Genomic DNA, 22,702 nt, shown 5'->3' on the forward strand with positions numbered 1-22,702 from the left:
ACATCTTTCGCTAAAAAGTAGTCTGCTTGTCGGGTGGTTAGACACTTTTCGCGCTTACGCTTTGCGCGTTAGCCGATATTTTACCATGAATCGGCGATATGGTTTTAAGGGTACTGCGTTTTAGCGTATAATGTTTCTTGCTTCCCTTTCTTTAATCTATACGTGGTAATGACTTGCGCTATTCCTCTACACCCTCAATTTTGGCTTTGTTTTGCTAAAGGGGCATGGATTATTTACACATAATTGTGGTAATAGTAGAAGTATGTTGCTGAATTCACCTCAGAAACCAGTTGGGTTATATAAAATAAGCTTGTGAATTTTTGTTGACAGGAGAATGCTATGGATTTTGGATTCAGCCAAAAATCATTAGATTTACAAGAACGCCTGAAAGCGTTCATGAATAAATATGTGTATCCAAACGAAAAAATCCATCATGAGCAAATTAAAGCTTCGGGAAATCCTCACCATCATGCTGAAATTGTTGATGTATTAAAGGAGAAGGCAAAAGAAGAAGGGCTGTGGAATCTCTTTTTGCCTGATACTAACTATGGCGCGGGTTTAACCAATCTCGAATATGCGCCAATGGCAGAGATTATGGGGCGAGTAATATGGGCATCTGAAGTTTTTAATTGTTCTGCGCCCGATACCGGAAATATGGAAATTCTGACACAGTTTGGCACTGAGGAGCAAAAAGAAACTTGGCTTAAGCCTTTGCTGGAAGGTAAAATCCGTTCTGCTTTTTCAATGACCGAACCGGATATCGCCAGTTCAGATGCAACCAATATACAGATGTATATTCGGCGTGATGGCGATGAATACGTGGTGAACGGGCGCAAATGGTTCATTTCTGGGGCAGCCCGTGAACGTTGCAAATTGCTTATCACCATGGGAAAAACTGACCCGCTAAACCCTGAAAAACATCACCAGCAAAGCATGGTAATTATTCCGGTGAATACACCGGGTGTCACCATCAAGCGGGCTATCCCGGTTTTTGGAAACGTTGGCAATGAAGGGCATTGTGAAATAATTTATGAAGATGCACGTGTGCCTATTACCAATATATTAGGCGAAGAAGGGGGCGGTTTTGCAATAGCACAGGCGCGGCTTGGTCCCGGTCGTATTCATCATTGCATGCGTTCGATAGGGGCAGCGCAGCGTGCGCTCGAAATGATGTGCCAACGCGCTACTCGTCGGGTAGCTTTCGGCAAAGCTCTGGCAGAACAGGGCGTGGTACAAGACTGGATTGCACAATCGCGGGTGGAAATCGAAATGACACGTCTCCTGACTCTCAAGGCTGCTTGGATGATGGATACGGTTGGAAAAAAGGCGGCGCAGGACGAAATTGCTATGATTAAAATTATTGCACCCGAATTGCATACTACCGTTTTGAATCGTGCCATCCAACTTTTTGGTGCGGCAGGTGTGAGCGATGATTTTCCCTTAGCCGAGCAGTGGGTTTATGGGCGCACTTTGCATCTGGCAGATGGTCCTGATGAAGTGCATAAACGCTCTCTTGCTCGTTCTTGTCTGCGTCAGTGGGGTAATATCAAGTAAAGGTAGTTGCAAAAAGGCTTGACGTAAACATTTTGCCCGTTTACAATTTGTAGAAGTTTAGCCTTGTAGAGATAGCACTTGAGGCTGGTTATGGGTTTTTTATCGACGCTAAATCTATGGCGAAAAAAAAGAAGTAGTATGATTTCAGGACAGCGAGGAATGGTATTAGATAACAGGGTTTTAGCCAGAGGACATAAAACACTAGTACATCAGTTCACGCGGGAAGATGTGGATAAGTGGATGGCGTGGCCTATGCACCCAGACCCACTGTATTCATCAAGTTATCCGCGCACGATGAGCCGTTTTGAACGAGATGACTGGTTTCAAGATCGTTCATCTCGCAACGATTATATGATGTTTGCGGCTGATGATTTACAGGGAAATCTGATCGGCTTGATTACCCTTCGCAATATTGAGCGTAATCACACCCATGCGGTGTTAGGCATCACTGTTCGCCCCGAAATATTGGGCAGTGGCTTTGGCACCGATTGTCTATGGACATTCCTGAATTACTATTTTGAGGCGCTGAACTTCGATGCTTTGATTCTGGATGTGGCAGCGTATAATCATCGCGCCCAAAAGGTTTACGAGAAGTGTGGCTTTGTTCAAACCGGAGAACACTGGGGTCATTATGATGATTATTCAGTTTTTTATAACGATTATTACAAAAATATCCGCAACTATTTTCGCCAGCATGGTGCGTGGATTGAAACCCTTTACTATGATATGATTTTACGTCGCTATGATTACTTGCATCTTCGGAAGCAGGGTTACGATCCTACTCAAATAAGGACTCAGAAAAAGTAATGAGTGATAAAGAGGAATTTTCTTCTAAATCTTCCCATCCACATTTCACCGATGAAATTATCTTCATAGAATTAAAACATGAAGTGGCTGCCCGGATGGAGTTGCCCCCGTTAGTGCCACTATTCCAGAAAGACTACGAAAACGAAATAGCACACGGTCAATTGCCCCCTGCCGCAATTGCAGCAGCGATTGAAGCTTTCAAACTGGTTAAACCTGCTCTAACAGAATATGATCGTTTCCTAGCCCGTTATTATCTACTGGAAGCCCATCGCTCTCTTGAGCAAAAGCCCCCTGATGCATATCAGGCACAGCGTTATTTTCAGAAAGCTTTGGATTTGGATGTAGGCGAGCCTTCGGCAGAAGCAGCTTTTTATCTTGGTAATATGCTCTCGGCTGCGGATACTCTTGAAGCGGAGCGAATGTATCGGCTATCGCTGGATATAAAACCGGGAATAGCGACGGTACATTATGAGCTTGGGTTACTATTACGAACTAGGCGCGACCTGCCTAATGCGCTGGAAGAATTTGAAAAGGCATTTCGGCTTGAGCCTGATAATGCTATCCTGCTAAATGAAGTGGCTGAAACCCAACTAATGGCTGAAAATTATGAACAAGCCAGAGCCGCTTTTGCGCGGGCTGCAGAAATTGAACCGGAGAACTGGTTTTACCCGGTTAAACTGGGTCTAACTGAATATCGTTTAGGTGAATATGCCGTTGCTATGAAGCATCTTCGCGCCGGTCTAGATGATTCACCGGACGAATTATCGGATGGCGACACTCAATCGCTTTATATTGACGGGCTATTCTGTCTAGGGCTGGCTTATCGCGATACCGGCGATCCGGTTAGAGCGCGCAAGCTATTTAAAGCAGTGCTTAATATTGCACCCGGCTTTGAACCGGCTATACAGGCATTAAACGGTTAGCATTATTTCGCCGGGTCTTTATAAGGATTAAACATCAGGAAGGCATCACCTTTGTAGTTAGCTGCTTGTATTTTGAAAACCAGCCCGTCCTCAAAGGTAATCACCAAACTGTTGAGGTCGTTCCAAACTCCTGCGATTTTGCGTCCCTCTAGCCAACTCCAGTCCACGCTACAGCCTTGCTGCGCGGGGTTTGTGTTTTGGGAATCGGACATTTTTATATATCTCCTAGTTTCAGTTCTAGATTAATCTATGAAGGGTAATTAGATTCTTTTAGCCATGTAAATATCGGGCTTACCACGTCCGTTAGCATCGGGCAGTACCCCAATAATTGAAAAGCCCATCTTCTGATAAAATTCATAAGGATGGCGGCGCAAATTCTTGATAGCGGCGATATGAGTCCACACATTGGGCTGATAAAGGTTAACACCGGAGAGTGTTGTCATATTATTTTCGTCATCTGTCCCTAGATATATCGTCAAACCGCCTTTTAGCCTGACTTGTTCCTCAAAATCCAGTACTAGCGCCCGTCCGATACCATGTGCCTGTTTAACGGGTTTCACTACTAGCGGGTGTAATTCCCAAGCATTGCCGTCATACATCCGGATTCCGCCAATCCATCCCAGCACTTCGCCATTGTCGCCAACCGCTATTCGGCTGATACGTTCCTCACTAAAAGACTCGCGCACTTCTGCAAGCGCGGATTCCAAATCAGGCCACGCCTCCGGCCAATTGTCGCGGAATGCTTCCACCAACATTTCAGCGATGGATAAGATGCTTCCTTCATCAGGGGTAAGATTTATAATTTGCATATTAACTTAACATAATAATAGTAAATATTGCGGAAACTACTGCGAAGAGTATCACCATTTCCATCCCTACCAGATACAGTGCCGCCACTGCTTGGTTAATGTTATTCAACGTTATGGGCTTTTCCGAGTCACCTAGAGTATAATGCCCGCTTTTTTCAAGCTGTACTTTCAATGCCCCTGCCATTGCTGCCATTGTCCATCCCGCGTTAGGGCTGGCAGTTTTGCTATGGTCGCGCAACGCTATTCTCCAAGCGTTTGCCGGGCTGGCCTTGTACCAGCGGGCATTGATTATCAACAACAAAGCGGTGAGGCGCGCTGGAAGGTAGTTTAGCAAATCGTCAAAACGAGCGGCGGCTTTGCCAACGTATTCGTATTTACCCCGGTAGCCGATCATTGAGTCGAAGGTGTTAGCGAGGCGATAAGCCAACGCACCCGGCACACCTAGCAACGCAAAAAATATCAGGGGTGAAACGAAACTATCGGTGGTATTTTCCGCGACCGATTCGATGGTTGCGGCGATAATTAACGGTTCGCTGAGTTGCGTAGTATTGCGGCTGACCAAATCACGCATTTCAAAACGCGCCTCATCCAGGGTTTTTGCGCTCAGGATTTGCCTGATTTTCAAGCCGCTATCACCCAACATTTTTAGGCTGAAACAACTCTTTAGTAGGTAAGCTTCGAGAATTATAGTGGGGACAGGCAAGGTGGTTCGCAGCCAATCAAAGCCCCACCAGCTAAAGGCGAATAATCCTCCTATGCTGATTATAACTGCCAATAGCCCGAAAAGAAATTGAAGCACCGGGTTTTGACGCGGCGCGATTCTTTCCCAAAGGCTGACCAATTTGCCCATCCCTACTACCGGATGAACCTGCGCGGGCGGTTCACCGATAGTTAGGTCGTAAGCTACTGCAATAAGCGACGCTATCAAATATTCAAGCGGGAGTGGGAATAGCATTGTTTAATCCGGAATCGGATGTTCCTTTACTTCCTGAGTAAAAAGCTCGGTTAGGAATTTCCGCAAAATTTTCGGTCCGTCCGGTATGTGCGGCGGCGGGGTGAGCATCGCCGCGATCGCTTTAGCGGTGATTTCCGTTTGTTTGTTGGTTATATCCTTGCCGCCTTTTTCACCCGGTATTGGTACGCCGATGGTCATGCGGAGGCGTTTGCCTAGCCATAATTCTTTAGTACCACTAAAACCAACCGGAACAATCGGCACACCGCTCATACCTGCGAACATGCCCATGCCTCTTTTCAATGGCAAGATGCGCCCGGTTTCAATTGCCGAAACATCGCCTTCGGGGAAGATGCCAAGCACTCCTCCCCCTTCTAGCGTTTCCCTAACCTTCTCGATTAATTCGCGGCTCAAGCCTTTATCCCGGTCTATCGCGATAACGCCACCCACCTTTTCGGTGAATATGCGCCGCCAACGCGGAAAATATACTTCCTCACGGGCGGCAATAAAAAAGATACGCGGCTCTGAGGGGCAAAATGCCAGAATTAGGAAAGAATCAATCCAGCTAAGGTGATTTCCGGCAATTATATAGCCTCCCTCGTGGGGTAAGTTATGCCGCCCTTCTACCTTGATGCGGAACATCAGCCGAAAGAGTATTCGCCCGAAAAAGCGCAACGCCTTGAACGGAAGAGAGGCTTTGTAGAATTTGCCACTATGAACCGCGCTCATATTATCTCCCGAAACTGATAATATCTGCCAATACGCCGGAAGCAGTTACTTCTGGTCCTGCGCCGCGCCCTTGAATTACCATCGGGTTTGGGTCATAGCGTCGGGTTTTGAAGACTACTATATTATCGGTACCGCGTAACCGCCCGATTTGCGAATCTTTGGGGACACTCTGCAAGCCAACCGTTAGCCCTTTGCCGCTTACAATGGCAATGTAGCGCAGAGTTTCGCCCTTTTCGGCGGCTTTGGCAGCGAGTCCGGCATAGTATTCATCTACTTCGGGTAAGCGTGCCATAAATTCTGGTACGCTCAAACTTGAGAGTGAATCAGGATATAACGCTTCCACGGTTACTTCACTTAACTCGATTCCCATGCCAAGGCTTCGCGCTAGGATAAGGGCTTTGCGCGCCACATCCACCCCACCCAAATCATCGCGAGGGTCAGGTTCGGTGTAGCCCTGCGCTTTGGCATCCGCCACAATTTCGCTGTATTTACGCCCGTTTTCAAGTTCGGTAGCCAGATAACCAAGCGTTCCGCTAAAGCACCCCGATATTTCATTAATCTGGTCAAAGCTGTCCAGCAGCATACGCAAGGTGCTAACCACCGGCAACGCTGCGCCTGCTGTTGTTTCATAGCGTAGGCGCGCCATTCCCAAACCGGAGGCACTCGCCATCTGTCGGAAATCTTCAATAGGTCCGCAGAGAGGACGTTTGTTTGCCAGTACCGCACAATGTCCTTGTCGCAAAGCAGAAGTAAGCACCGGGGTCATCGCGCTATCAGAAGCCCCGCTTGTATCTACCACCACCAGTTTAGCGGCGCTATCTTCGCTGCGTATTCGGTCGAGTTCGGTGGCGAGAATAGATAATTCAGAGGGTTTTTGAACCGCTCCGGTTTGCTCGGAAATTCTCTCGCCCACTTCCGGTTTGAGTCGTGCCCACAGATACTGCATATACTGCTGGTTCATTGCTGAGTTCAAATCAATGTGGAGGGCGTGGGTACTATCAACAATCGCTCGGTATCGCAAGTTAATACCCAACCGTTCTTTGATTTCGGGGGCATGTTGTACCACCAGTCCGAATAAGGCGCGTCCCACCCCGCCCATCCCATATTGCACAATCTCATAGAATTTAGACATTTTGCTTTCCTGACCTATCGTTTCTACGCTGGTACTATTTAAGGTTTGTTGTAAGCAAGGGGTTTATGCCCCTTGCCTAGATTTCGGGTTAATCTTTACTCCTCGTACCTTCCACCCAAATGTTTTGCTAGGAATTTCTCGGCAGCTGCATAAAACTTGAGGCGATTGTCAGGCTTGGCAAAACCATGTCCCTCATCGGGAAAGAGCATATATTCATAGTCAATGCCCTTGCTTTTCATTGCCTCCACTACTTGTTCGGCTTCTGCTTGCTTGACACGGGGGTCGTTTGCGCCCTGCGCAATCAGCATCGGAATCTTGATATTGTCCACTTTGTAGAGCGGTGAGCGTGATTTCAAAAATTCTTCATCGGTATCAGGATTGCCGACCCGTTTCAACAATACGTTGAGGAAGGTAGCCCAATAAGGTGGAATTGATTTAATCAGGGTAATAAGGCTGCTAGGGCCAACTATATCAACGGCGCAGGAGAAAAGGTCGGGTGTAAAGGTCGCGCCCACCAGTGCGGCATATCCCCCATACGAACCACCGTAGATAGCTACTCGTTTAGGGTCGGCGTAACCCTGCTCTACTGCCCATTCCACCGCATCAACCAAATCGTTGTGCATATTTCCTGCCCACTCTCGGTCTCCGGCATTTACAAAATTCTTGCCATACCCGGTAGAACCTCGGAAATTGACTTGCAAACAGGCATATCCCCGATTGGCAAACCACTGCACTTCTGGATTATAACCCCAAGTGTCACGCCCCCATGGCCCGCCGTGCACATTAAGCACCATTGGCAAGTTTTTATGCTCGCTCAAGGGCGGGAAGGTAATATAGCCATGTACGGTCAAGCCATCTCGAGCGGTGAAGGATATAGGGGAGATTTCAGCCAACTTATAGTTCGAAAGTGCCGGGTAATTTACAAATAGAAAAGTAGCCTGTTTGGTATCCCGATTATAGCTGTAGTAGGAAACGGGTCCGTTATCTGCCATGTAAGCCACCAACCAAGTTTTATCAGCATGGTCGCGGCTGGTAACGGCAAAATCGCCGGGATGAATCCCACGGAGTACGGCAAAATCCTGCTCTACCTTAGGGCTGATTACCTGCCACTCGTTGCGGGCGCGGGTAAAGGATACCGCTTCAAGTTCATACGTATCAGGATTCAGCATCACACTACCGACATCGTACTGGGAGTCTTCGGCTAATATTTTGCTTTCTCCGGTCTCAAGGTTAAATAGCGTCAACTTTCCGGCGTTGGAATCGCGAGAATCGGTAAGGTACAAGCTTTTGCCGTCCAGCGTGAAAGAAACAGGTCCACTGGTTAGCGCATCATCGGAGTCCCAAGCTGCCACTTTACGCCACTCGGAATTTGCGCTGTTGCGTATCATTAAATCGAAACCGCCTTCTTTAGTAGCTGCCAGTGCCCCTCGAACATTAAGCTCGTGGTCAGCCAGCCATCCGGCGACATTACCGGGGTTTTTAACTACTAGAGTTAGCTCGCCGCTATTAAGATTCAGATTGTAAACATCGTGAACCTGTGGATTTTCTTTGTTTAATCCAATCAATAATTGGTCTGGGAAGTGTTTATCCTGCTGAACCAGTTGAACCTGAACATTTTCAAAGGGGGTAAGGTCATTTACTACGCCTGTATCAAGATCAACTCCGTAAAAACGCCAGTTCTCATTTCCGCCAACGTCTTGCAAATAAATCAGGTGGCGGCTGTCATCTGCCCAAAAATAGGCGCGGATACCTCGCTCGGTATCATTGGTAACGGGTTTGTAGTCGCCCGCTTCCACATTACCCACCCATACATTCAGCACATTATTTACGGGCGCAATATAAGCCAGCCGTTTTGCATCTGGGGAGAGACGTGGCATGGACTTTTCAGGATTACCGAATAAAACCTGTCGAGGTATTACATCATAAGCTTGCTCGATAGTCATTATTTTTCACTCCTTTGAGCTATAGTTTATATTTTATCTCGCCTAATGCAAACAAAATACACTAATCTAGAGTTGTTTAATCGCTTGATAATGCTACTTTCCACATGTGAATGTGCATAACCTGTTGACAAAATCTGGAAATGGTGTTAATATAATTTCGTCGGGAGGAGGGCAGTCAGCAAACCTTAGGTTTCTGAGTGCTCTTCTTTTTTCATACACTTTTACTCTCGGTAATCAAATCCTCCATGTGCGCCTTCATCCGATTTCTTGGATAATTTTCCGGTATCAACTTCTACTGTGTAAAACCCCTGCCCTGCTAGAAATATTATCTGCTTACCATCTTTAGACCAGCTTGCCATCGGTTGATCTTCAAAAAGGACAGTCAACCGCCGCAAATTAGTGCCGTCTGTCTTTATAAGCCATAGATCATAGGGCATTCCATGCAAAGCCAACCCTTGTACTGAACCTATGCTGGGCGTAGCGGTAGGCGAGTTCGCGGAATACTCTGGACCTCCCACGCCCGCAAATACAACCCATTGACCGTCTGGAGAGATACGCGGGAAATAATAGCTGAGAAAATTTAGCTCGGGCTTGATAAGCTCCCTTTCCTGTTTGGTCGCAAGGTCAAGCACTTTAAAGGAGTAATCGAAGGTCATGGTGGAAGCGGCGACTCCTATAAACACTAACGATTTACCATCGGGAGTGGGAACAGGCTCACGCGCATCCTGCACGAGTGTCTCCCGATTTCCGGTAGCCAGTTCCAGCCTTTGTATTCCTACTTTTTGTCCAATCACTGCCCCTGTTTTATCGCGTTCAGGAGAGCGATAACTGGCATAAAGATATTTACCGTCCGGTGACCATGCCGGGTCTTCGAGAAACATGTCCGGCTCTTGCCGTTCCATCAGCACCTTTGCAGCCTTGGTTTTTAGGTCTAAGGTCATTATATCCTGACCGATAATGGTTCGCCCATTTTTGATTTCAGGGTCAGGAGAATAGGCATAAGCCAGCGTTTGACCATCGGGAGAGAGCGCGGGAGTTTTAGTTATGGCTAAAGCAGAAACATTGGTTAGGGCAATTCCGCCTAACTTGGTAGTAGAGACAGGCGGGATACCGGGCAAGCCGATGCCCCCTTGCCAAATGTTGTTGTTTTTGACGTAGAAGAAAGAACCTTTAAAGTTACCGACGGTTGCGGTTGGCGCTACTACCGTAATTTGACCATCAGGTCCAACCAGTGGGGTTAAGGCGTTGGCGGGGCTGCTCTGGGTGGTTTGGCTTGGGCGCGTGCTGATGGTTGAAAAGGTAGTCGAGGGCGCTGCTGTGGTTGAGGAGTCGCCACATGCACTCAAAATCAGGGTCAAAACAAATAAAGTTGTTGCTATATATGGAAATTTATTCATACTAAACCGGCTTTGAAACTTGTTAAAATCAGGACTTTCCCCCTCAGAAGGTCAAAGGGGGAAAGCATTTTCAAAGTCATTATAGCAGAGAATTTAAACGTTCCTGTAATTTAACCGCACGTTCCTGAGCGGCGGCAAGTTTTTCACGCTCTTTCTCGACCACCGGAGCGGGAGCGCGATCTACAAAGTTAGAATTTGAAAGCATTGCAATGCTTTTCTCCGCTTCGCGCTGAGCATCTTCGATTTCTTTGGAGAGCCGCGCCCGTTCTTGTTCAAGATCAAGCAACCCACTCAACGGCAAATACACAGTAGCGGCAGTGGTGACAAGCGCCATTGCTTGAGCAGGCGCTTCCGCTAGTTGATCAACAATTTGCAGTCCGGTTGCTTCTATACCCGCAAGGCGAATCAGCGTGTCTTTTTCAGATTCGAACAATGCCAGTTCTTCCGGCTTAGTTAGCACGATTGCAGGCACACGCTTGCTCTCAACCTTTGCTTCCACTTTAGCATTACGCACTGCGCGGATAACTTCCTGCAATTCTTCAAACGAGCGTACCGCGTCAGGGTCTTCACCGAGTGGAGCGGGCCAGTCGGCAATTATCAACGCCTCACCGGAATGCGGTAGGTTTTGCCACAATTCTTCGGTCACAAAAGGCATAAAGGGATGTAGCAGACGCAATGAGCGTTCCAGCACGCCCACCAACACCTTTTGCACCGCCAGTTTTTCTTCTGGGTTGCCGCTGCTTAGACGAATTTTGCAACTTTCGATATACCAGTCGCAAAACTCACTCCACAAGAAATCATAGATTAATCTGCCAGCCTCGCCCAACTGGTAGGTTTCCATTAGGCGACTCACATCTTGCGCCAGAAGGCTGTAGCGACTAATCACCCAACGATCAGCCAGCGGCATACCCGGCGTAAACTGCAAATCTTCATCCTTCACCGGAGGCATTTCAGCCTCTAGGTTCATAGTAATGAAGCGGGTAGCGTTCCAGATTTTATTGGCAAAGTTGCGACTATCCACAATTCTGCTAAAGGAAAGTTTGGTATCAACCCCCGGTGTACTGCTGGTAAGCAAGGTAAAGCGCAGCGCGTCCGAGCCGTATTTATCAATGGTTTCGAGCGGGTCAATGGTATTGCCTTTGCTCTTGCTCATCTTCTCGCCTTTTTCATCGCGCACCAAGCCATGCAAATAGACGGTGTGGAAAGGCGGTTCGCCCATGGCATAGATTCCCAACATTATCATACGCGCTACCCAGAAGAAGATAATGTCGTAGCCGGTTTCCATGACCGCACCGGGATAAAAATAGGCTAAATCTTCGGTTTGATCGGGCCAACCAAGCGTGCTGAATGTCCACAACCCGCTGCTGAACCACGTATCCAACACATCGGCATCTTGGGTTACTTTGTCGCTACCGCAATGCTCGCAAGCCTTTAACGAATCGTCAGCAGTACAGGTTTGCTTACCGCAATTTCCACAGTACCAAACCGGAATACGATGTCCCCAGAAAAGTTGGCGCGAGATATTCCAATCGTGGATATTTTCAAGCCATTGGGTATAGACTTTGGTGAAACGCTCCGGCACAAACTTAACACGACCATCCAGCGCTGCCTGTAGGGCGGGTTCGGAGAGGGGTTGAATTTTTAGCCACCACTGCATCCGCACTAACGGCTCAATCGGCACACCCGCTTTTTCGCTGTAAGGCACAGAATGGCGATAGGGTTCGGTTTTCACCAGATAGCCCTGTTCTTCAAGGTCTTTCACCACTTGCTTGCGAGCCGCGAAACGCTCTAACCCTTGATATTGTCCGCCATTCTCATTGATAGTAGCATCCAGATTCAGTATGGTGATGACTGGCAGATTATGACGCTGCCCAATTTCAAAGTCGAGCGGGTCATGACCGGGCGTAACTTTCACCGCACCTGTGCCGAACTCCTTATCCACGCCTGCGTCTGCCACAATTGGGATTTTACGATTCATGAGTGGTAGGATGAGCATTTTGCCGTGCAAGTCTTTATAGCGTTCGTCTTCGGGATGCACCGCCACCGATGTATCACCTAGCATGGTTTCAGGGCGAGTGGTTGCCACAATCACATAACGCTCAGGCTCACCCTTCACCGGATAACGGATGTGCCACAGAAAGCCTTCTTCCTCGACCATGTTCACTTCAAGGTCGCTGACCACCGTTTGCGAACCGGGACACCAATTCACGATACGTTCTGCTTGATAGATTAAGCCCTCGTCATACATTTTCTTGAAGATGGTACGCACCGCTCGTTGAGGACCTTCATCCATCGTAAAGCATTTGCGAGTCCAATCGCAGCTTGCCCCTAACACACGCAATTGGTTGACAATCACATCGCGATATTCATCCATCCATTGCCACATGCGCTTTAGGAAAGCATCTCTACCGATTTCATTTTTGCTCTTTTTAAATTCTTTCCGCACCTGTTTTTCCAGCACCGTTTCAGCGCTGATACCGGCATGGTCGCTTCCGGGCAGCCACAGCACAGAATCTCCGTTCATGCGCCGCCACCGCACCAGCGCATCTTCCACACCCACAAACATAGCGTGTCCCTGATGTAACGCGCCTGTCACGTTGGGAGGGGGCATAATTATTACGTAGGGTTTACGCTTGGAATCAATTTTAGGAGTAAACCAGCCGTTTTCTTCCCAGAATTTATAAAGCCGTTCTTCGGTAGTTTTTGGATCATAGGCTTTTGGCATTTCTTTTCTGTTAGTATCCGTCATTATAATTTCCTCTCATCGCTGTTTATCTAAAGCGTATTCCACGATTGCACACATTTAATGATTTCCAAAAATTCCTATAAAATAAAAATACCCATCCGTCTCCGTAAGGACGAAAGGGCAAAAGCCTCGCGTGGTACCACCCTACCTTCAGCAAGCCGAAAAGGCTGCTCTCAGCGCGGATATAACGGTCCTTACCCGCCACCCCCTATTGTGGATTGTTCAGGGGCAGAACTCCCAGGCTACGTTCGGTTCTCCTGTTGCCTGCAAGGGCTTTCAGCCGCTGACCCTCGCTCTCTAAAGGTAGTTAGAACTTACTCTTCCTGTTCCCAGTTTATAATATATACAGCTAACCGAATAAAATTGTACCAATAAATGCTAAAAATGTCAAGCGAGTTGAAAGTTTATTCTAGAGTTTAATTATTCTTAATAAAAAAAACTAAATATCGTTGTAATTTGTTTTGTAATGTTGGAGTGTAATAATTCAATTGGAAAGTACATAAGCAATAAAAAACCCGGTTGAGCCAGCCGGTATCTCCGTACTAATCCTTAGAATATATCCCTCAATATTTGTTAAATCTCCTTTCGTTGTTCGTTTCGCAACAACGCCGAGCTGTTTCCCTCGGCGTTGTGTTATTTTATACGCACAGGTATAATGCCCCTAAAAAAGAGGAAACCTGACTATTGAAACTGCTCAAATCTGCTAACGAATGTCTAGAGCTATTGCCTGCCGCCCCTATAATCGCGCTTCATTCCGCTTGTGCTGAGCCTCAATCTTTATTGGAAGCTCTTTTGGCTGCCATTCGCTCTGGCGCTTCACCCCTCAGCGGCGCGACTCTATACGCCCTAACCTATCGCGGGGCTGGTTCGCCTCCACCTCTCTATGCCGATGTCGAGCTTTTGGCAGAATGCAAGCTGCATTTGAAAAGCTTTTTCCCGCATCCTTCATTGCGACAAGCAGCGCATGCAGGGTTGGTGGATTACGTACCTGCCAGCTTTTCAACAGTGCCGGGGCTGATTAGACGGGGTTTCTTGAAATTGGATGCGGCTTTTTTACAAGTATCTGTACCGGATGCGGAAGGCTATTGCTCACTTGGTCCTAGCGCAGATTATGCTGAAGCGTTGGTAGATAGCGTTCCCTTGCTCATAGCCGAAATGAATCGCCAAATGCCGCGTATTAATGGGCTACGGGTGCATATTGATAGGTTTGCCGCCGTTATCGAAACTGACCGACCTTTGTTGGAAGTGCCTCCGTTGGAAGCAGGTGAACTGGAACGCCGTGTGGCAGCGAATGTAGCCAACCTGATTGGAGATGGCGCAACGGTGCAACTAGGGGTGGGCACAGTGCCGGAACAGGTGGCACGCTTGCTTAAATCCCATCGAAATTTGGGTATTCACGGCGGCGCAATTACCGACCCGTTAATCGAGTTGCTGGAATCGGGGGCGGTAACAAACCAGAATAAACCTTTTGACAAAGGCAAGAGCGTCACTGCCCTATTAATCGGCACGCAACGTTTGTTCGACTATGCCCATGAGCATCCCGCGATTGAGTTGCAGGGGATTGATGTCGCTAACAACCCTGCGCATATCTCACAATTACCGAATTTTGTTTCGGTTAATTCGGCGATTGAGGTCGATTACTGGGGGCAGGTTAATGCCGAAGCTATCGGCGACTGGCAATTGGCGGGAGTCGGTGGGCAACTTGACTATGTTATTGGGGCATGGGGAGCGGAAAACGGTCTTTCCATAATAGCTTTGCCAAGTGTGACAGTTAAGGGGCATCCCCGCATCGTGCCGCACTTAAAGGCTAGTACGCCGGTGAGTACCCCACGCCATCTGGCACAAGTTATCGTGACCGAGAATGGCGTAGCCGATTTGCGTGGGAAATCGCTTTCGGAACGCAAAAAATTACTGACTCAACTAATTTCTTAAAGTAGGGTTCAATGGGATATCGGGTTAGGGTTTACAAAGAAAATTTCGATTTTAGCGCAGGTCACTTTATTACTATGAGTGGGCGCTGCGAATCCTTGCATGGACATAATTACCGGGTGGAGGTTATGCTGGAAGGCGAGAACGGAGCAGATGCTTTTCTCTATAATTTCAGTGAATTGAAACCACTGGTGCGGCTAGAATGCAACGTCTTAAATCACAAAATGTTATTGGCACTCAATAACCCGCATATGCGTTATAATATGAGCGGAGAAGAAATAGAGGTGCTTTACCAAAATCGCCGCTATGTCTTTCCATTGGCGGAAGTAGTTTTGCTGCCGGTAATTAACACTACCGCCGAAGAACTGGCGCGTTATTTAACTGGTTGCCTCCGTAAGCGGATTCTGGAATTAAACCACCCTGAAACAAAACTGCTTCATGCTATTGAAGTGGGAGTAGAAGAACAGCCGGGTCAGGCTGCTTACTACTTTGAGCCGTTTTAAAATGCTTCGCAATGCCCTGAGTTGGCTGGAAAGGCGATTTGCCAAGCGCAAATGAAAAAGAAACCCAAAATACTTATAGCTGAAGATGAAGATGCTTTGCGTCTTTTGACTCGCGAAACTCTAGCCTCACAGGACGCAGAGTTGTTCGAAGCGTCCGATGGTCTGGAAGCGCTGGAAATAGCTCGCCGTGAAATGCCCGAACTCCTGTTGCTGGATGTGGCAATGCCGGGTCTAACCGGCTTCGAAGTTTGCGAGAAGCTAAAATCCGATCCTGATACTGCTGGAATAGTAATTGTAATGCTTACTGCGCATGGTCAGGGTAGCGACCGCGCGCGTGCGGTAGCAGTGGGAGCCGACCATTTTATGACCAAGCCCTTCAGCCCTGTACAACTCATCCGGTTGGTGGGGCAGATTCTATAGGGGCTAGAATTTCAAGGCTTATGCTGCCGGTAATGTCAGGCTCTAAGCGAGGTTTTGCGCCGGGTAAGGCGAAAAAAAGGCTGGTTGTCTCTGTCTTTGCTTTGTGGTTAAATTTATTTTTGGTTGGCGCGTGTGGGGATGAATCTGCCACCCGTCCGGCTTATATACCACCGACTCCGCCGCCGACTCCCGCCAATTTTGATAATGTTTCGCCTGCCGCTACCCTTGCAATTGGCGCACGCACTACCACCACCGCTCCGCTTATTTACTATACGCCGCTTCCTATACCCTCGTCTACGAGTGATGATGACGCTAACCGAGGCTTTATTAATGCCGACCCTACTTTGCTGGCTCAAATTTTCGGTACTCCCGGTCCGGGTAACTCAACCCCAAGCGGTGGGAGCGGTAAGCCTAGCGGTATTCGCCCTACCCCCACCCTTAATACCAGTTCTGGACAAACTACAATAGGTTCATTGCGTACCAGCCGGGTTTCGTTCCAGTTTGCTTATCGACAAGCGTTGGCGCGTGTCCAACTTTTGCAGCGACAGGCGGTGATTGTTTTCGCCTCTGCCCAGAATCTCAAGCCGGAACATACCACTTGGACTTTCTTTTTCTCATGGGCGGAGGGGCGTAAAACATGGCGGGTGATTTTCGATGCGCGTTCGGATCAAGCCCAACCGGATTTACAGCTTGAAGAAGTGGCTTCCACTATGCTATCGGATGTGGGGCAAATTGATATGACGCGGGTACTGGATGGGGATGAACTGGTCAGTCGGATTGAAGCGGCGGGTTTACGAGTCAATATTCCGGTAGATGTAGTAAATTTCCAATTGGACGGGACTACCCGCCAACCCAGTTTTATAATGACCAATGTGCCGCAGGGTAAGCAGCTAGTGATTAACGCTTATAATGGACAAATTCTCCGCAATGATTTCTAGGAAATGAGCAATGCGTTATTCAAGGTTACTTTTTGCCATCACTTTTTGTCTTATGTTGCTGGCTGCTTGCGGGGAAACCGTTAATACGCCTGTTCCTACTCCACCCCCTACCCAAACTCCAATGCCTATCCCCACCGAAGTTTTCCCGACCCCAACCCCCGTTACTCCGCTGCCAACCTTTACGCCTTTTCGTCCGCCGCCAACCGCCACCAGTACCCCCTATATTTTGCCCACTTATACGCCCGTTCCGGTTAATTCAAGTTTGGGAATTTTAAGTCAGGCACGAGGCGCATTCAAAGAGGCTTATGCCAAAGCGTTTTCTAGAATAGAACAACCCGGCGCTGCGTTAGTTTTGGCGCAGACCAATCAATTTGGGACAGACCACATCACTTGGAATCTCTATTTTGTAAAGTCAGATACCGAGCAAATGTGGGTAGTGGCTTACGACTCGGTGCGAGGAATACTGCGCGTTGATGATACTCAGAAACCGATTCTGCTCAGTGATGTCGGGCAAATTGACATAACTAAAACACTCGATAGCAATATAGCGGCGCAACGGTTAGTGGCGCGTGGTTTCTCGGCGCAAACCCCGGTTGACACCTTTATTTTGCAGCTATACCAGACTCAGGATAATAAAAGGATACCGGCATGGTTTGCAGTAAGCTCAGCTTACAATCGTCAGGTTGTGTTGAACGCCTATAGCGGTGATATAATGGAAAACAACTTTAACCGTTAAAATTAACTGGTGCAAGATTCATTTGAAATTACATTCAGGAGGATATAAAGCCGTGTCACCGGAGCAAGCTTTGAAGGTGGGAATGAAAGCTAGTGTTGAGGTTGAGGTAGTTGATGCCAACACTGCCGCTACTTTTGGCAGCGGATTGGCAAGGGTTTATTCTACTCCGCACATGATAGGGCTAATGGAAACCGCTTCATGGCACTCGGTGCAAAATGCTATGCCGGAGGGTTTTAGTACAGTCGGGATACTGGTCGAAATTAAGCATCTGGCGGCATCTCCACTCGGTTTCAAGGTACGGGCGGAGGCAGAACTGGCGGAAATTGATGGTCGCCGCTTGGTTTTTAAGGTGGTAGCCTACGACGATGTAGAAAAAGTGGGCGAAGGAATACACGAACGCTTTATAATTGATAATGCCAAATTTATGGGTAGGGTTGAACAGAAAGCAAAAAAACAAGGGGCTTAAACCCCTTGCCTGAAAAGGAGGATTTAGCATGTCAGGCACCGTTGAGACCGAGCAAATATTGTTTACACGGGGCGTTCCTGCCGCGGAAGCCTTGCCCGCAAAGCTTATAGGCGATTGCTTGCATACCGTTTTGAGTGGTCCGGATGCAAAAGTAGTTTTGCAATATGGGCATAATGGCGGTTACTTACCGCTTCGCAAGTTAATCGGTGAGCAATACGGCTTAACCGAAAATGAAGTTATAATCGGCAACGGTTCGTTGCATTTACAGGATTTGCTGGCAGCTTTATTTCTCAAGCCGGGTGATACTGTGCTGGTGGAACAGCCCAGCTACGACCGCGCGATTCGCACTTTCCGAAGACGTGGTGCAACTGTAATCGGCATTCCGCTCGATTTAGACGGGGTAAACCTTGAAAAACTGGAACTGGCGTTGGAGCAATATAAACCGGCTTTTATGTACGTCATCCCCGATTTCCAGAACCCGGCAGGGGTTACGATGTCGGAGGCGAAGCGCCGGAAACTGGTGGAATTGGCAGAAAAGCACGATTTCTGGTTGCTTGAAGATGTGCCGTATCGTACCCTGCGCTACGGAGGTGAGTCTGTGCCGTTGCTGCGCGATATTAGCCCGAAGCGGGTTGTAACCTTGAGTTCCTTTAGTAAGCTCATCAGTCCAGCACTGCGGGTCGGATATGCGATTGCTCCGGCAGATTTAGTTACACGCTTGCGCGATTTAATGGAAGAAACAATTCTTGCGCCGGTGCTACCCACTCAAGCGGCAGTGGTGGAGTTTTTTAAGAGCGGCTATTTCGATACCAACCTTGCCTATTTGAAAGAGCTTTATGCCCCGCGTCTTGCTGCTACCATCGCGGCTATCAAGAAATATTTGCCGGGCGTGCCTTTTGCCGAACCGGAAGGCGGCTTCTTTGTTAGCGTGAATCTGCCCGGTAAAGGCAATATGGTTGAATTGCTGAAACAGGCAAAGGATAAGGGTTTAGTATTGACCGATGGGCGCAGTTTCTTTGCCGATGTGTTAGAGGAAGGAACTGATACGGGCGAGCGTTTTGTGCGCTTACCCTTCTGTGCGCTTACTCCGGCGCAGATTGACGAAGGAATTAAGCGGTTGGCAAGCCCGATTTAAGAGGCAATTTCGTTTTAATAAGGATTTCAGACAAGGGGTAAAAGCCCCTTGTCTTTGATTCGAGTTATTTAGCGAATAATGGTTTCGCGTCGATCAGGTCCTGTCCCGATCATGCTCACAGGTACGCCTGTTACCTGCTCGATGCGCTCGATATAGTTGACTGCGCCCCGCGGCAAATCACTCCAGCGATTGACTCCCCGAATATCCTTTTCCCAACCCGGCAGACTTTCGTAAACAGGTTGACATTCTTCGAGGAATACTGCATCGCCATCGAAATAGTGCGCTTTTTGACCGCCCCACTCGTAGCCGGTAGCGATTTTCACTTCGTGGAAAGTATCCAGCACATCCAGCAAACTTAACGCCAGTTCGGTGAAGCCGTTAAGGGCGGCAGTGAAGCGCACCAGTTCGGCATCTAGCCAACCGCATCGGCGAGGTCGTCCGGTGCTGGTTCCGTATTCGCGCCCAATCTTGCGAATACGATCTCCCGTTTCATCGGTCAATTCGGTAGGCATTGGTCCGTTACCTACCCGGGTGGTATAGGCTTTACATACTCCCACGATACGGTCAATAGCGCGGGGCGGGATGCCTAATCCGGGAGTCGCGGCGGATACCAATGTGCTGCTGCCGGTGACGAAGGGGTAAGTACCCCAGTCGGTATCGAGCAAAGTTGCTTGCGCTCCTTCGAGCAGTACATTCTGGTTACTTTTAACCGCGTCCTGTAGCAGCCCGAAAGTCTCTTTAATAAAGGGTTGGAGGATGCGGAAATATTCGAAATATTCGTCCGCAATCTTGTCGGCATCCATCGGTTCGCCCCCCAATGCACCGATTAGGCGGTTTTTGATGGAAACTTGGGTCGAGAGCTTTTCGATGAAAAGGGTACGACGTTGCAAATCGGCGAGGCGCAAACCGTTGTAGCCCGCTTTATCGGCATAAGTAGGTCCGATACCTCTGCCGGTTGTTCCGGTGCTAAGGTGTCCTTTTGCGCTTTCGTAAAGTCGATCCAGCACTCGATGATAGGGCATTACCAAATGACAACGCGGCGAGATAAATAGCCGCCCTTTGAGTGGGACTCCGGCTTTATCAAGGGTATTGATTTCTTCGGCTATACCGGCAAGGTCTAGCACAACACCGGGTCCGATAATGCAGGTAGCCTTGGGGTTGAAAACGCCGCTGGGGAGCAAATGTAGCTTGAATGTACCCAGTTCGTTGATAACGGTATGTCCGGCATTATTACCGCCGTTAAAGCGAGCTACAACATGGGCATCTTGCGCCAGAATATCAACGTATTTGCCTTTGCCTTCGTCGCCCCACTGAGCGCCGATTACTGCTGTTACAGGCATAGGTGAAATCTCCTTCTGCTATTGGTTGGTTAATAGTAGAAGAAGTATTCCAAAACTCCTTTTTCAAGCCAGCGGGCAAGACTTTTTCCGCTTGAGATCCGAGCTTTGAAAGTACCTCAAATAAAAAAGGCGAAACCCTACCAACGTGGGCTCACCTTAAAATTAGCCTACTTAAGTTTAACATTTTCAAAGCTGAAGGGCAAGTTAATTTTTAAAGCAGGCTTGGGACAGAAAAGCCCTATCCCCTAACCCCTTTTTAATTTATTGTCCAAGCGCGGGAATAACGCCTAGTTGCTGCAACATACCCAGAGTGTCCCAATTGTTCCAAGCTTCCGCTATTTTGCCGTCAACGAAGCGATCTATATTGAGACCAGTGACAATGGAAGCCTTGCCACTGGCAGGCATCCCCATTAATGGTCCGGTGTTCGTACCACGCGCTGTCCAACGTGTAGCTACAAGGTCGCCTTCAGCCAACTGCGCTTCAATCGTAAACTTGATGTCGGGAAAAGCAGCCCGGTAGCCCAGAATTAGCTGTGTTGCTCCTTCAACTCCGACTATCGGAACTGGACTAGCCGGGTCATGATCAACGTAACCGGGTGCATATAGCTCTGCCAAAATAGCTACATTTCCGGTACTAAAAGCTTCTAGGAAAAATCGACGGACGGCTGCCTTATTTTGTTCGGTTGACATAGTATTTGCTCCTTTGTTTAATAAAGCCCAAAGTTCAAAATCTATAGGGTCAAAGCCGAGTTACAAGAAACAGATGTATTGGATATCTACTCTAGACCACGCTATCTATCTCCTTCCCGCGAGAGATGGTTGTAGTTGGAGAGTAATGCCTAGCGTTTTATTCTTACCGCTGTAAGATTGGTTGAGTAGGGACAAGTTAAATGGAGAGTAATGTTACGATGTGATTGGAAGTGATATTAGCATTTCCAGTGATTATATTATAGCAAAATAGCTAAAAGTGCTAGATGTACAAAGCAACTTGAGCGGTAAGCAAATTTGGGCGCACCTATATTAAATGCCTAAAAGCTACCTTTATGTTAAAATACTGTGGTTAAGCTTATTTAATGACTGAAGGAATATTGCTGTGTTCAATTTTTTCCGACGTAAGAAACAAGAAGAAGCCGAGATTCAGGAACGCACCCGTGAAGCGCTCGAAAAAACCAGAACGAGCGGGGGAGGGTTTCTCTCGCGTCTTTTCGAGCTTGACGATATAACCGACCAGTTCTGGGAAGACCTCAAGGAAACCTTGATAAAAGCCGATCTTGGTTATAACCTAACTGAGAAGCTTATCCAGCAGTCGCAAAAGCGCACCCTCGATGAGGATACCACTCGCAGTAAAGATGTAGAGCGGATTTTTCGCGGTGAGATGGTGAGGACGCTGGAAGAGGCGCAAAACAAGGCGCAAGCCAGTGTATTGGCGAATGCGGAGAAAGAGAAGCAACGCCGCGAGATAGAACGCCGCAACGCCGAGATGGAGCGCCGTCGCAAGGATAAGGTGCAGGTGAAAAAAGGCACTTTTCAATCGCCTGATGCACCACCTGCTGCCGCCGTTATACCAAGCGCTGGCGTTGGGGCGCAGGGCGAGAAACGTCCTTATGTCATTATGGTGGTGGGCGTAAACGGGAGCGGCAAGACTACCTCGATTGCCAAACTGGCGCAATATTACCGCAACGGAGGTGGTTCGGTGGTGTTAGGTGCAGCCGATACCTTCCGGGCAGGGGCGATTGACCAGCTAAAAATCTGGGGTGGACGGGTAGGTGTGCCGGTTATTGCGCGTGCGGAAGGTTCTGACCCGGCTTCGGTGGCATTCGATACCGTAAAATATGCCAACGATAACGGCATAGATATTGTAATTATTGATACCGCCGGGCGTTTGCAAACCAACTTCAACTTGATGGAAGAAATGAAGCGGGTAGAGCGTGTTATCGAGAAAGCGCAACCGGGTGCGCCCCACGAAATTGTGTTGGTGCTGGATGCGGTGACCGGACAAAACGGCTTGAGCCAAGCAAAGCATTTTTCCAATGCGGTTGGAATTGATGGCGTTATTCTGACTAAATTGGATGGGACGGCAAAGGGTGGAGTAGCCTTCGCCATTGCTAATGATATGAAGATTCCGATTAAATATATCGGTACAGGGGAAAAAGTGGGCGATTTCGCTGAGTTTGAAGCGCTCGCTTATGTGAATGCGCTTTTTGAAAAATAGGCTATTCTTGCTGCGGGAACTAAAATCTGCA

General features: G+C 48.2%; 21 protein-coding genes and 1 other annotated feature. Of the genes, 11 read left to right on the forward strand and 10 right to left on the reverse strand.

Annotated features, from left to right (window positions below):
* Window positions 1–339: 339 nt before the first annotated feature.
* The 3 genes from OZ401_RS07270 (at window position 340) to OZ401_RS07280 (ending at window position 3,284) form a co-directional block, all read left to right on the forward strand.
* Entirely contained in the window at window positions 340–1,554 is a 1,215-nt protein-coding gene (locus OZ401_RS07270) for an acyl-CoA dehydrogenase family protein (RefSeq protein ID WP_341467559.1), read from the forward strand.
* Window positions 1,555–1,692: 138 nt separating this feature from the next.
* Window positions 1,693–2,361, forward strand: coding sequence for a GNAT family N-acetyltransferase (locus OZ401_RS07275; RefSeq protein ID WP_341467560.1), 669 nt, complete (start codon window positions 1,693–1,695; stop codon window positions 2,359–2,361).
* Complete coding sequence (locus tag OZ401_RS07280) at window positions 2,361–3,284, forward strand: tetratricopeptide repeat protein (RefSeq protein WP_341467561.1); 924 nt, start codon at window positions 2,361–2,363, stop codon at window positions 3,282–3,284. The genes OZ401_RS07275 and OZ401_RS07280 overlap by 1 nt, the downstream gene beginning before the upstream one ends.
* A 2-nt stretch (window positions 3,285–3,286) precedes the next feature.
* Here OZ401_RS07280 and OZ401_RS07285 read toward each other — a convergent pair whose 3' ends face one another.
* From OZ401_RS07285 to OZ401_RS07320, 8 genes are all read right to left on the reverse strand, one after another.
* Window positions 3,287–3,496, reverse strand: coding sequence for a hypothetical protein (locus tag OZ401_RS07285; protein ID WP_341467562.1), 210 nt, complete (start codon window positions 3,494–3,496; stop codon window positions 3,287–3,289).
* A 48-nt stretch (window positions 3,497–3,544) separates the two neighbouring features.
* On the reverse strand, window positions 3,545–4,093 hold the full coding sequence (locus OZ401_RS07290) for a GNAT family N-acetyltransferase (RefSeq protein WP_341467563.1): 549 nt from the start codon (window positions 4,091–4,093) through the stop codon (window positions 3,545–3,547).
* A gap of 1 nt (window position 4,094) precedes the next feature.
* Complete coding sequence (locus OZ401_RS07295; protein ID WP_341467564.1) at window positions 4,095–5,048, reverse strand: cobalamin biosynthesis protein; 954 nt, start codon at window positions 5,046–5,048, stop codon at window positions 4,095–4,097.
* 3 nt (window positions 5,049–5,051) lie between these two features.
* On the reverse strand, window positions 5,052–5,774 hold the full coding sequence (locus OZ401_RS07300) for a lysophospholipid acyltransferase family protein (protein ID WP_341467565.1): 723 nt from the start codon (window positions 5,772–5,774) through the stop codon (window positions 5,052–5,054).
* Window position 5,775: 1 nt separating this feature from the next.
* Complete coding sequence (locus tag OZ401_RS07305; protein WP_341467566.1) at window positions 5,776–6,906, reverse strand: homoserine dehydrogenase family protein; 1,131 nt, start codon at window positions 6,904–6,906, stop codon at window positions 5,776–5,778.
* A gap of 95 nt (window positions 6,907–7,001) precedes the next feature.
* Entirely contained in the window at window positions 7,002–8,849 is a 1,848-nt protein-coding gene (locus tag OZ401_RS07310; RefSeq protein WP_341467567.1) for a S9 family peptidase, read from the reverse strand.
* Between the two features lie 221 nt (window positions 8,850–9,070).
* Complete coding sequence (locus tag OZ401_RS07315) at window positions 9,071–10,246, reverse strand: TolB-like translocation protein (RefSeq protein ID WP_341467568.1); 1,176 nt, start codon at window positions 10,244–10,246, stop codon at window positions 9,071–9,073.
* 79 nt (window positions 10,247–10,325) lie between these two features.
* A complete protein-coding gene (locus OZ401_RS07320) occupies window positions 10,326–12,995 on the reverse strand; it encodes a valine--tRNA ligase (protein ID WP_341467569.1) in 2,670 nt (889 codons plus the stop codon).
* 102 nt (window positions 12,996–13,097) lie between these two features.
* Window positions 13,098–13,332, reverse strand: a binding site (T-box leader).
* 344 nt (window positions 13,333–13,676) lie between these two features.
* Between OZ401_RS07320 and OZ401_RS07325 the strand changes: the two genes are divergently transcribed.
* From OZ401_RS07325 to OZ401_RS07355, 7 genes are read left to right on the forward strand one after another with little or no spacing between them, the layout of a single operon-like run.
* Window positions 13,677–14,924, forward strand: a complete 1,248-nt coding sequence (locus OZ401_RS07325; RefSeq protein ID WP_341467570.1) for an acetyl-CoA hydrolase/transferase family protein — start codon at window positions 13,677–13,679, stop codon at window positions 14,922–14,924.
* 11 nt (window positions 14,925–14,935) lie between these two features.
* Window positions 14,936–15,424: a 6-pyruvoyl trahydropterin synthase family protein gene (locus OZ401_RS07330; protein ID WP_341467571.1), complete on the forward strand. Its 489-nt coding sequence runs from the start codon at window positions 14,936–14,938 to the stop codon at window positions 15,422–15,424.
* Window positions 15,425–15,475: 51 nt separating this feature from the next.
* Complete coding sequence (locus OZ401_RS07335; RefSeq protein ID WP_341467572.1) at window positions 15,476–15,844, forward strand: response regulator; 369 nt, start codon at window positions 15,476–15,478, stop codon at window positions 15,842–15,844.
* Between the two features lie 32 nt (window positions 15,845–15,876).
* Window positions 15,877–16,782 (forward strand): hypothetical protein, encoded by a 906-nt coding sequence (locus OZ401_RS07340; protein ID WP_341467573.1) that lies wholly within the window; start codon window positions 15,877–15,879, stop codon window positions 16,780–16,782.
* 10 nt (window positions 16,783–16,792) lie between these two features.
* Window positions 16,793–17,518, forward strand: a complete 726-nt coding sequence (locus OZ401_RS07345; protein ID WP_341467574.1) for a hypothetical protein — start codon at window positions 16,793–16,795, stop codon at window positions 17,516–17,518.
* A gap of 52 nt (window positions 17,519–17,570) precedes the next feature.
* Window positions 17,571–17,984: a thioesterase family protein gene (locus OZ401_RS07350; RefSeq protein ID WP_341467575.1), complete on the forward strand. Its 414-nt coding sequence runs from the start codon at window positions 17,571–17,573 to the stop codon at window positions 17,982–17,984.
* A 28-nt stretch (window positions 17,985–18,012) separates the two neighbouring features.
* Window positions 18,013–19,119, forward strand: a complete 1,107-nt coding sequence (locus OZ401_RS07355) for an aminotransferase-like domain-containing protein (protein WP_341467576.1) — start codon at window positions 18,013–18,015, stop codon at window positions 19,117–19,119.
* A gap of 68 nt (window positions 19,120–19,187) precedes the next feature.
* Here OZ401_RS07355 and OZ401_RS07360 read toward each other — a convergent pair whose 3' ends face one another.
* Window positions 19,188–20,459: an adenylosuccinate synthase gene (locus OZ401_RS07360; protein WP_341467577.1), complete on the reverse strand. Its 1,272-nt coding sequence runs from the start codon at window positions 20,457–20,459 to the stop codon at window positions 19,188–19,190.
* A gap of 261 nt (window positions 20,460–20,720) precedes the next feature.
* Complete coding sequence (locus OZ401_RS07365; protein WP_341467578.1) at window positions 20,721–21,149, reverse strand: ester cyclase; 429 nt, start codon at window positions 21,147–21,149, stop codon at window positions 20,721–20,723.
* A gap of 403 nt (window positions 21,150–21,552) precedes the next feature.
* Here OZ401_RS07365 and ftsY point away from each other — a divergent pair, with 403 nt between their 5' ends.
* Window positions 21,553–22,671, forward strand: coding sequence for a signal recognition particle-docking protein FtsY (ftsY, locus tag OZ401_RS07370; RefSeq protein ID WP_341467579.1), 1,119 nt, complete (start codon window positions 21,553–21,555; stop codon window positions 22,669–22,671).
* Window positions 22,672–22,702 lie beyond the last annotated feature (31 nt).

It is taken from the genome of Candidatus Chlorohelix allophototropha (genome assembly GCF_030389965.1).
Taxonomy (GTDB): Bacteria; Chloroflexota; Chloroflexia; order Chloroheliales; family Chloroheliaceae; genus Chlorohelix; species Chlorohelix allophototropha.

Coding starts and splice junctions, on each gene's coding strand:
- OZ401_RS07270 (WP_341467559.1), top strand. CDS start 340: ATGGATTTTGGATTCAGCCAAAAATCATTAGATTTACAAGAACGCCTG.
- OZ401_RS07275 (WP_341467560.1), top strand. CDS start 1,693: ATGATTTCAGGACAGCGAGGAATGGTATTAGATAACAGGGTTTTAGCC.
- OZ401_RS07280 (WP_341467561.1), top strand. CDS start 2,361: ATGAGTGATAAAGAGGAATTTTCTTCTAAATCTTCCCATCCACATTTC.
- OZ401_RS07285 (WP_341467562.1), bottom strand. CDS start 3,496: ATGTCCGATTCCCAAAACACAAACCCCGCGCAGCAAGGCTGTAGCGTG.
- OZ401_RS07290 (WP_341467563.1), bottom strand. CDS start 4,093: ATGCAAATTATAAATCTTACCCCTGATGAAGGAAGCATCTTATCCATC.
- OZ401_RS07295 (WP_341467564.1), bottom strand. CDS start 5,048: ATGCTATTCCCACTCCCGCTTGAATATTTGATAGCGTCGCTTATTGCA.
- OZ401_RS07300 (WP_341467565.1), bottom strand. CDS start 5,774: ATGAGCGCGGTTCATAGTGGCAAATTCTACAAAGCCTCTCTTCCGTTC.
- OZ401_RS07305 (WP_341467566.1), bottom strand. CDS start 6,906: ATGTCTAAATTCTATGAGATTGTGCAATATGGGATGGGCGGGGTGGGA.
- OZ401_RS07310 (WP_341467567.1), bottom strand. CDS start 8,849: ATGACTATCGAGCAAGCTTATGATGTAATACCTCGACAGGTTTTATTC.
- OZ401_RS07315 (WP_341467568.1), bottom strand. CDS start 10,246: ATGAATAAATTTCCATATATAGCAACAACTTTATTTGTTTTGACCCTG.
- OZ401_RS07320 (WP_341467569.1), bottom strand. CDS start 12,995: ATGACGGATACTAACAGAAAAGAAATGCCAAAAGCCTATGATCCAAAA.
- OZ401_RS07330 (WP_341467571.1), top strand. CDS start 14,936: ATGGGATATCGGGTTAGGGTTTACAAAGAAAATTTCGATTTTAGCGCA.
- OZ401_RS07335 (WP_341467572.1), top strand. CDS start 15,476: ATGAAAAAGAAACCCAAAATACTTATAGCTGAAGATGAAGATGCTTTG.
- OZ401_RS07340 (WP_341467573.1), top strand. CDS start 15,877: ATGTCAGGCTCTAAGCGAGGTTTTGCGCCGGGTAAGGCGAAAAAAAGG.
- OZ401_RS07345 (WP_341467574.1), top strand. CDS start 16,793: ATGCGTTATTCAAGGTTACTTTTTGCCATCACTTTTTGTCTTATGTTG.
- OZ401_RS07355 (WP_341467576.1), top strand. CDS start 18,013: ATGTCAGGCACCGTTGAGACCGAGCAAATATTGTTTACACGGGGCGTT.
- OZ401_RS07360 (WP_341467577.1), bottom strand. CDS start 20,459: ATGCCTGTAACAGCAGTAATCGGCGCTCAGTGGGGCGACGAAGGCAAA.
- OZ401_RS07365 (WP_341467578.1), bottom strand. CDS start 21,149: ATGTCAACCGAACAAAATAAGGCAGCCGTCCGTCGATTTTTCCTAGAA.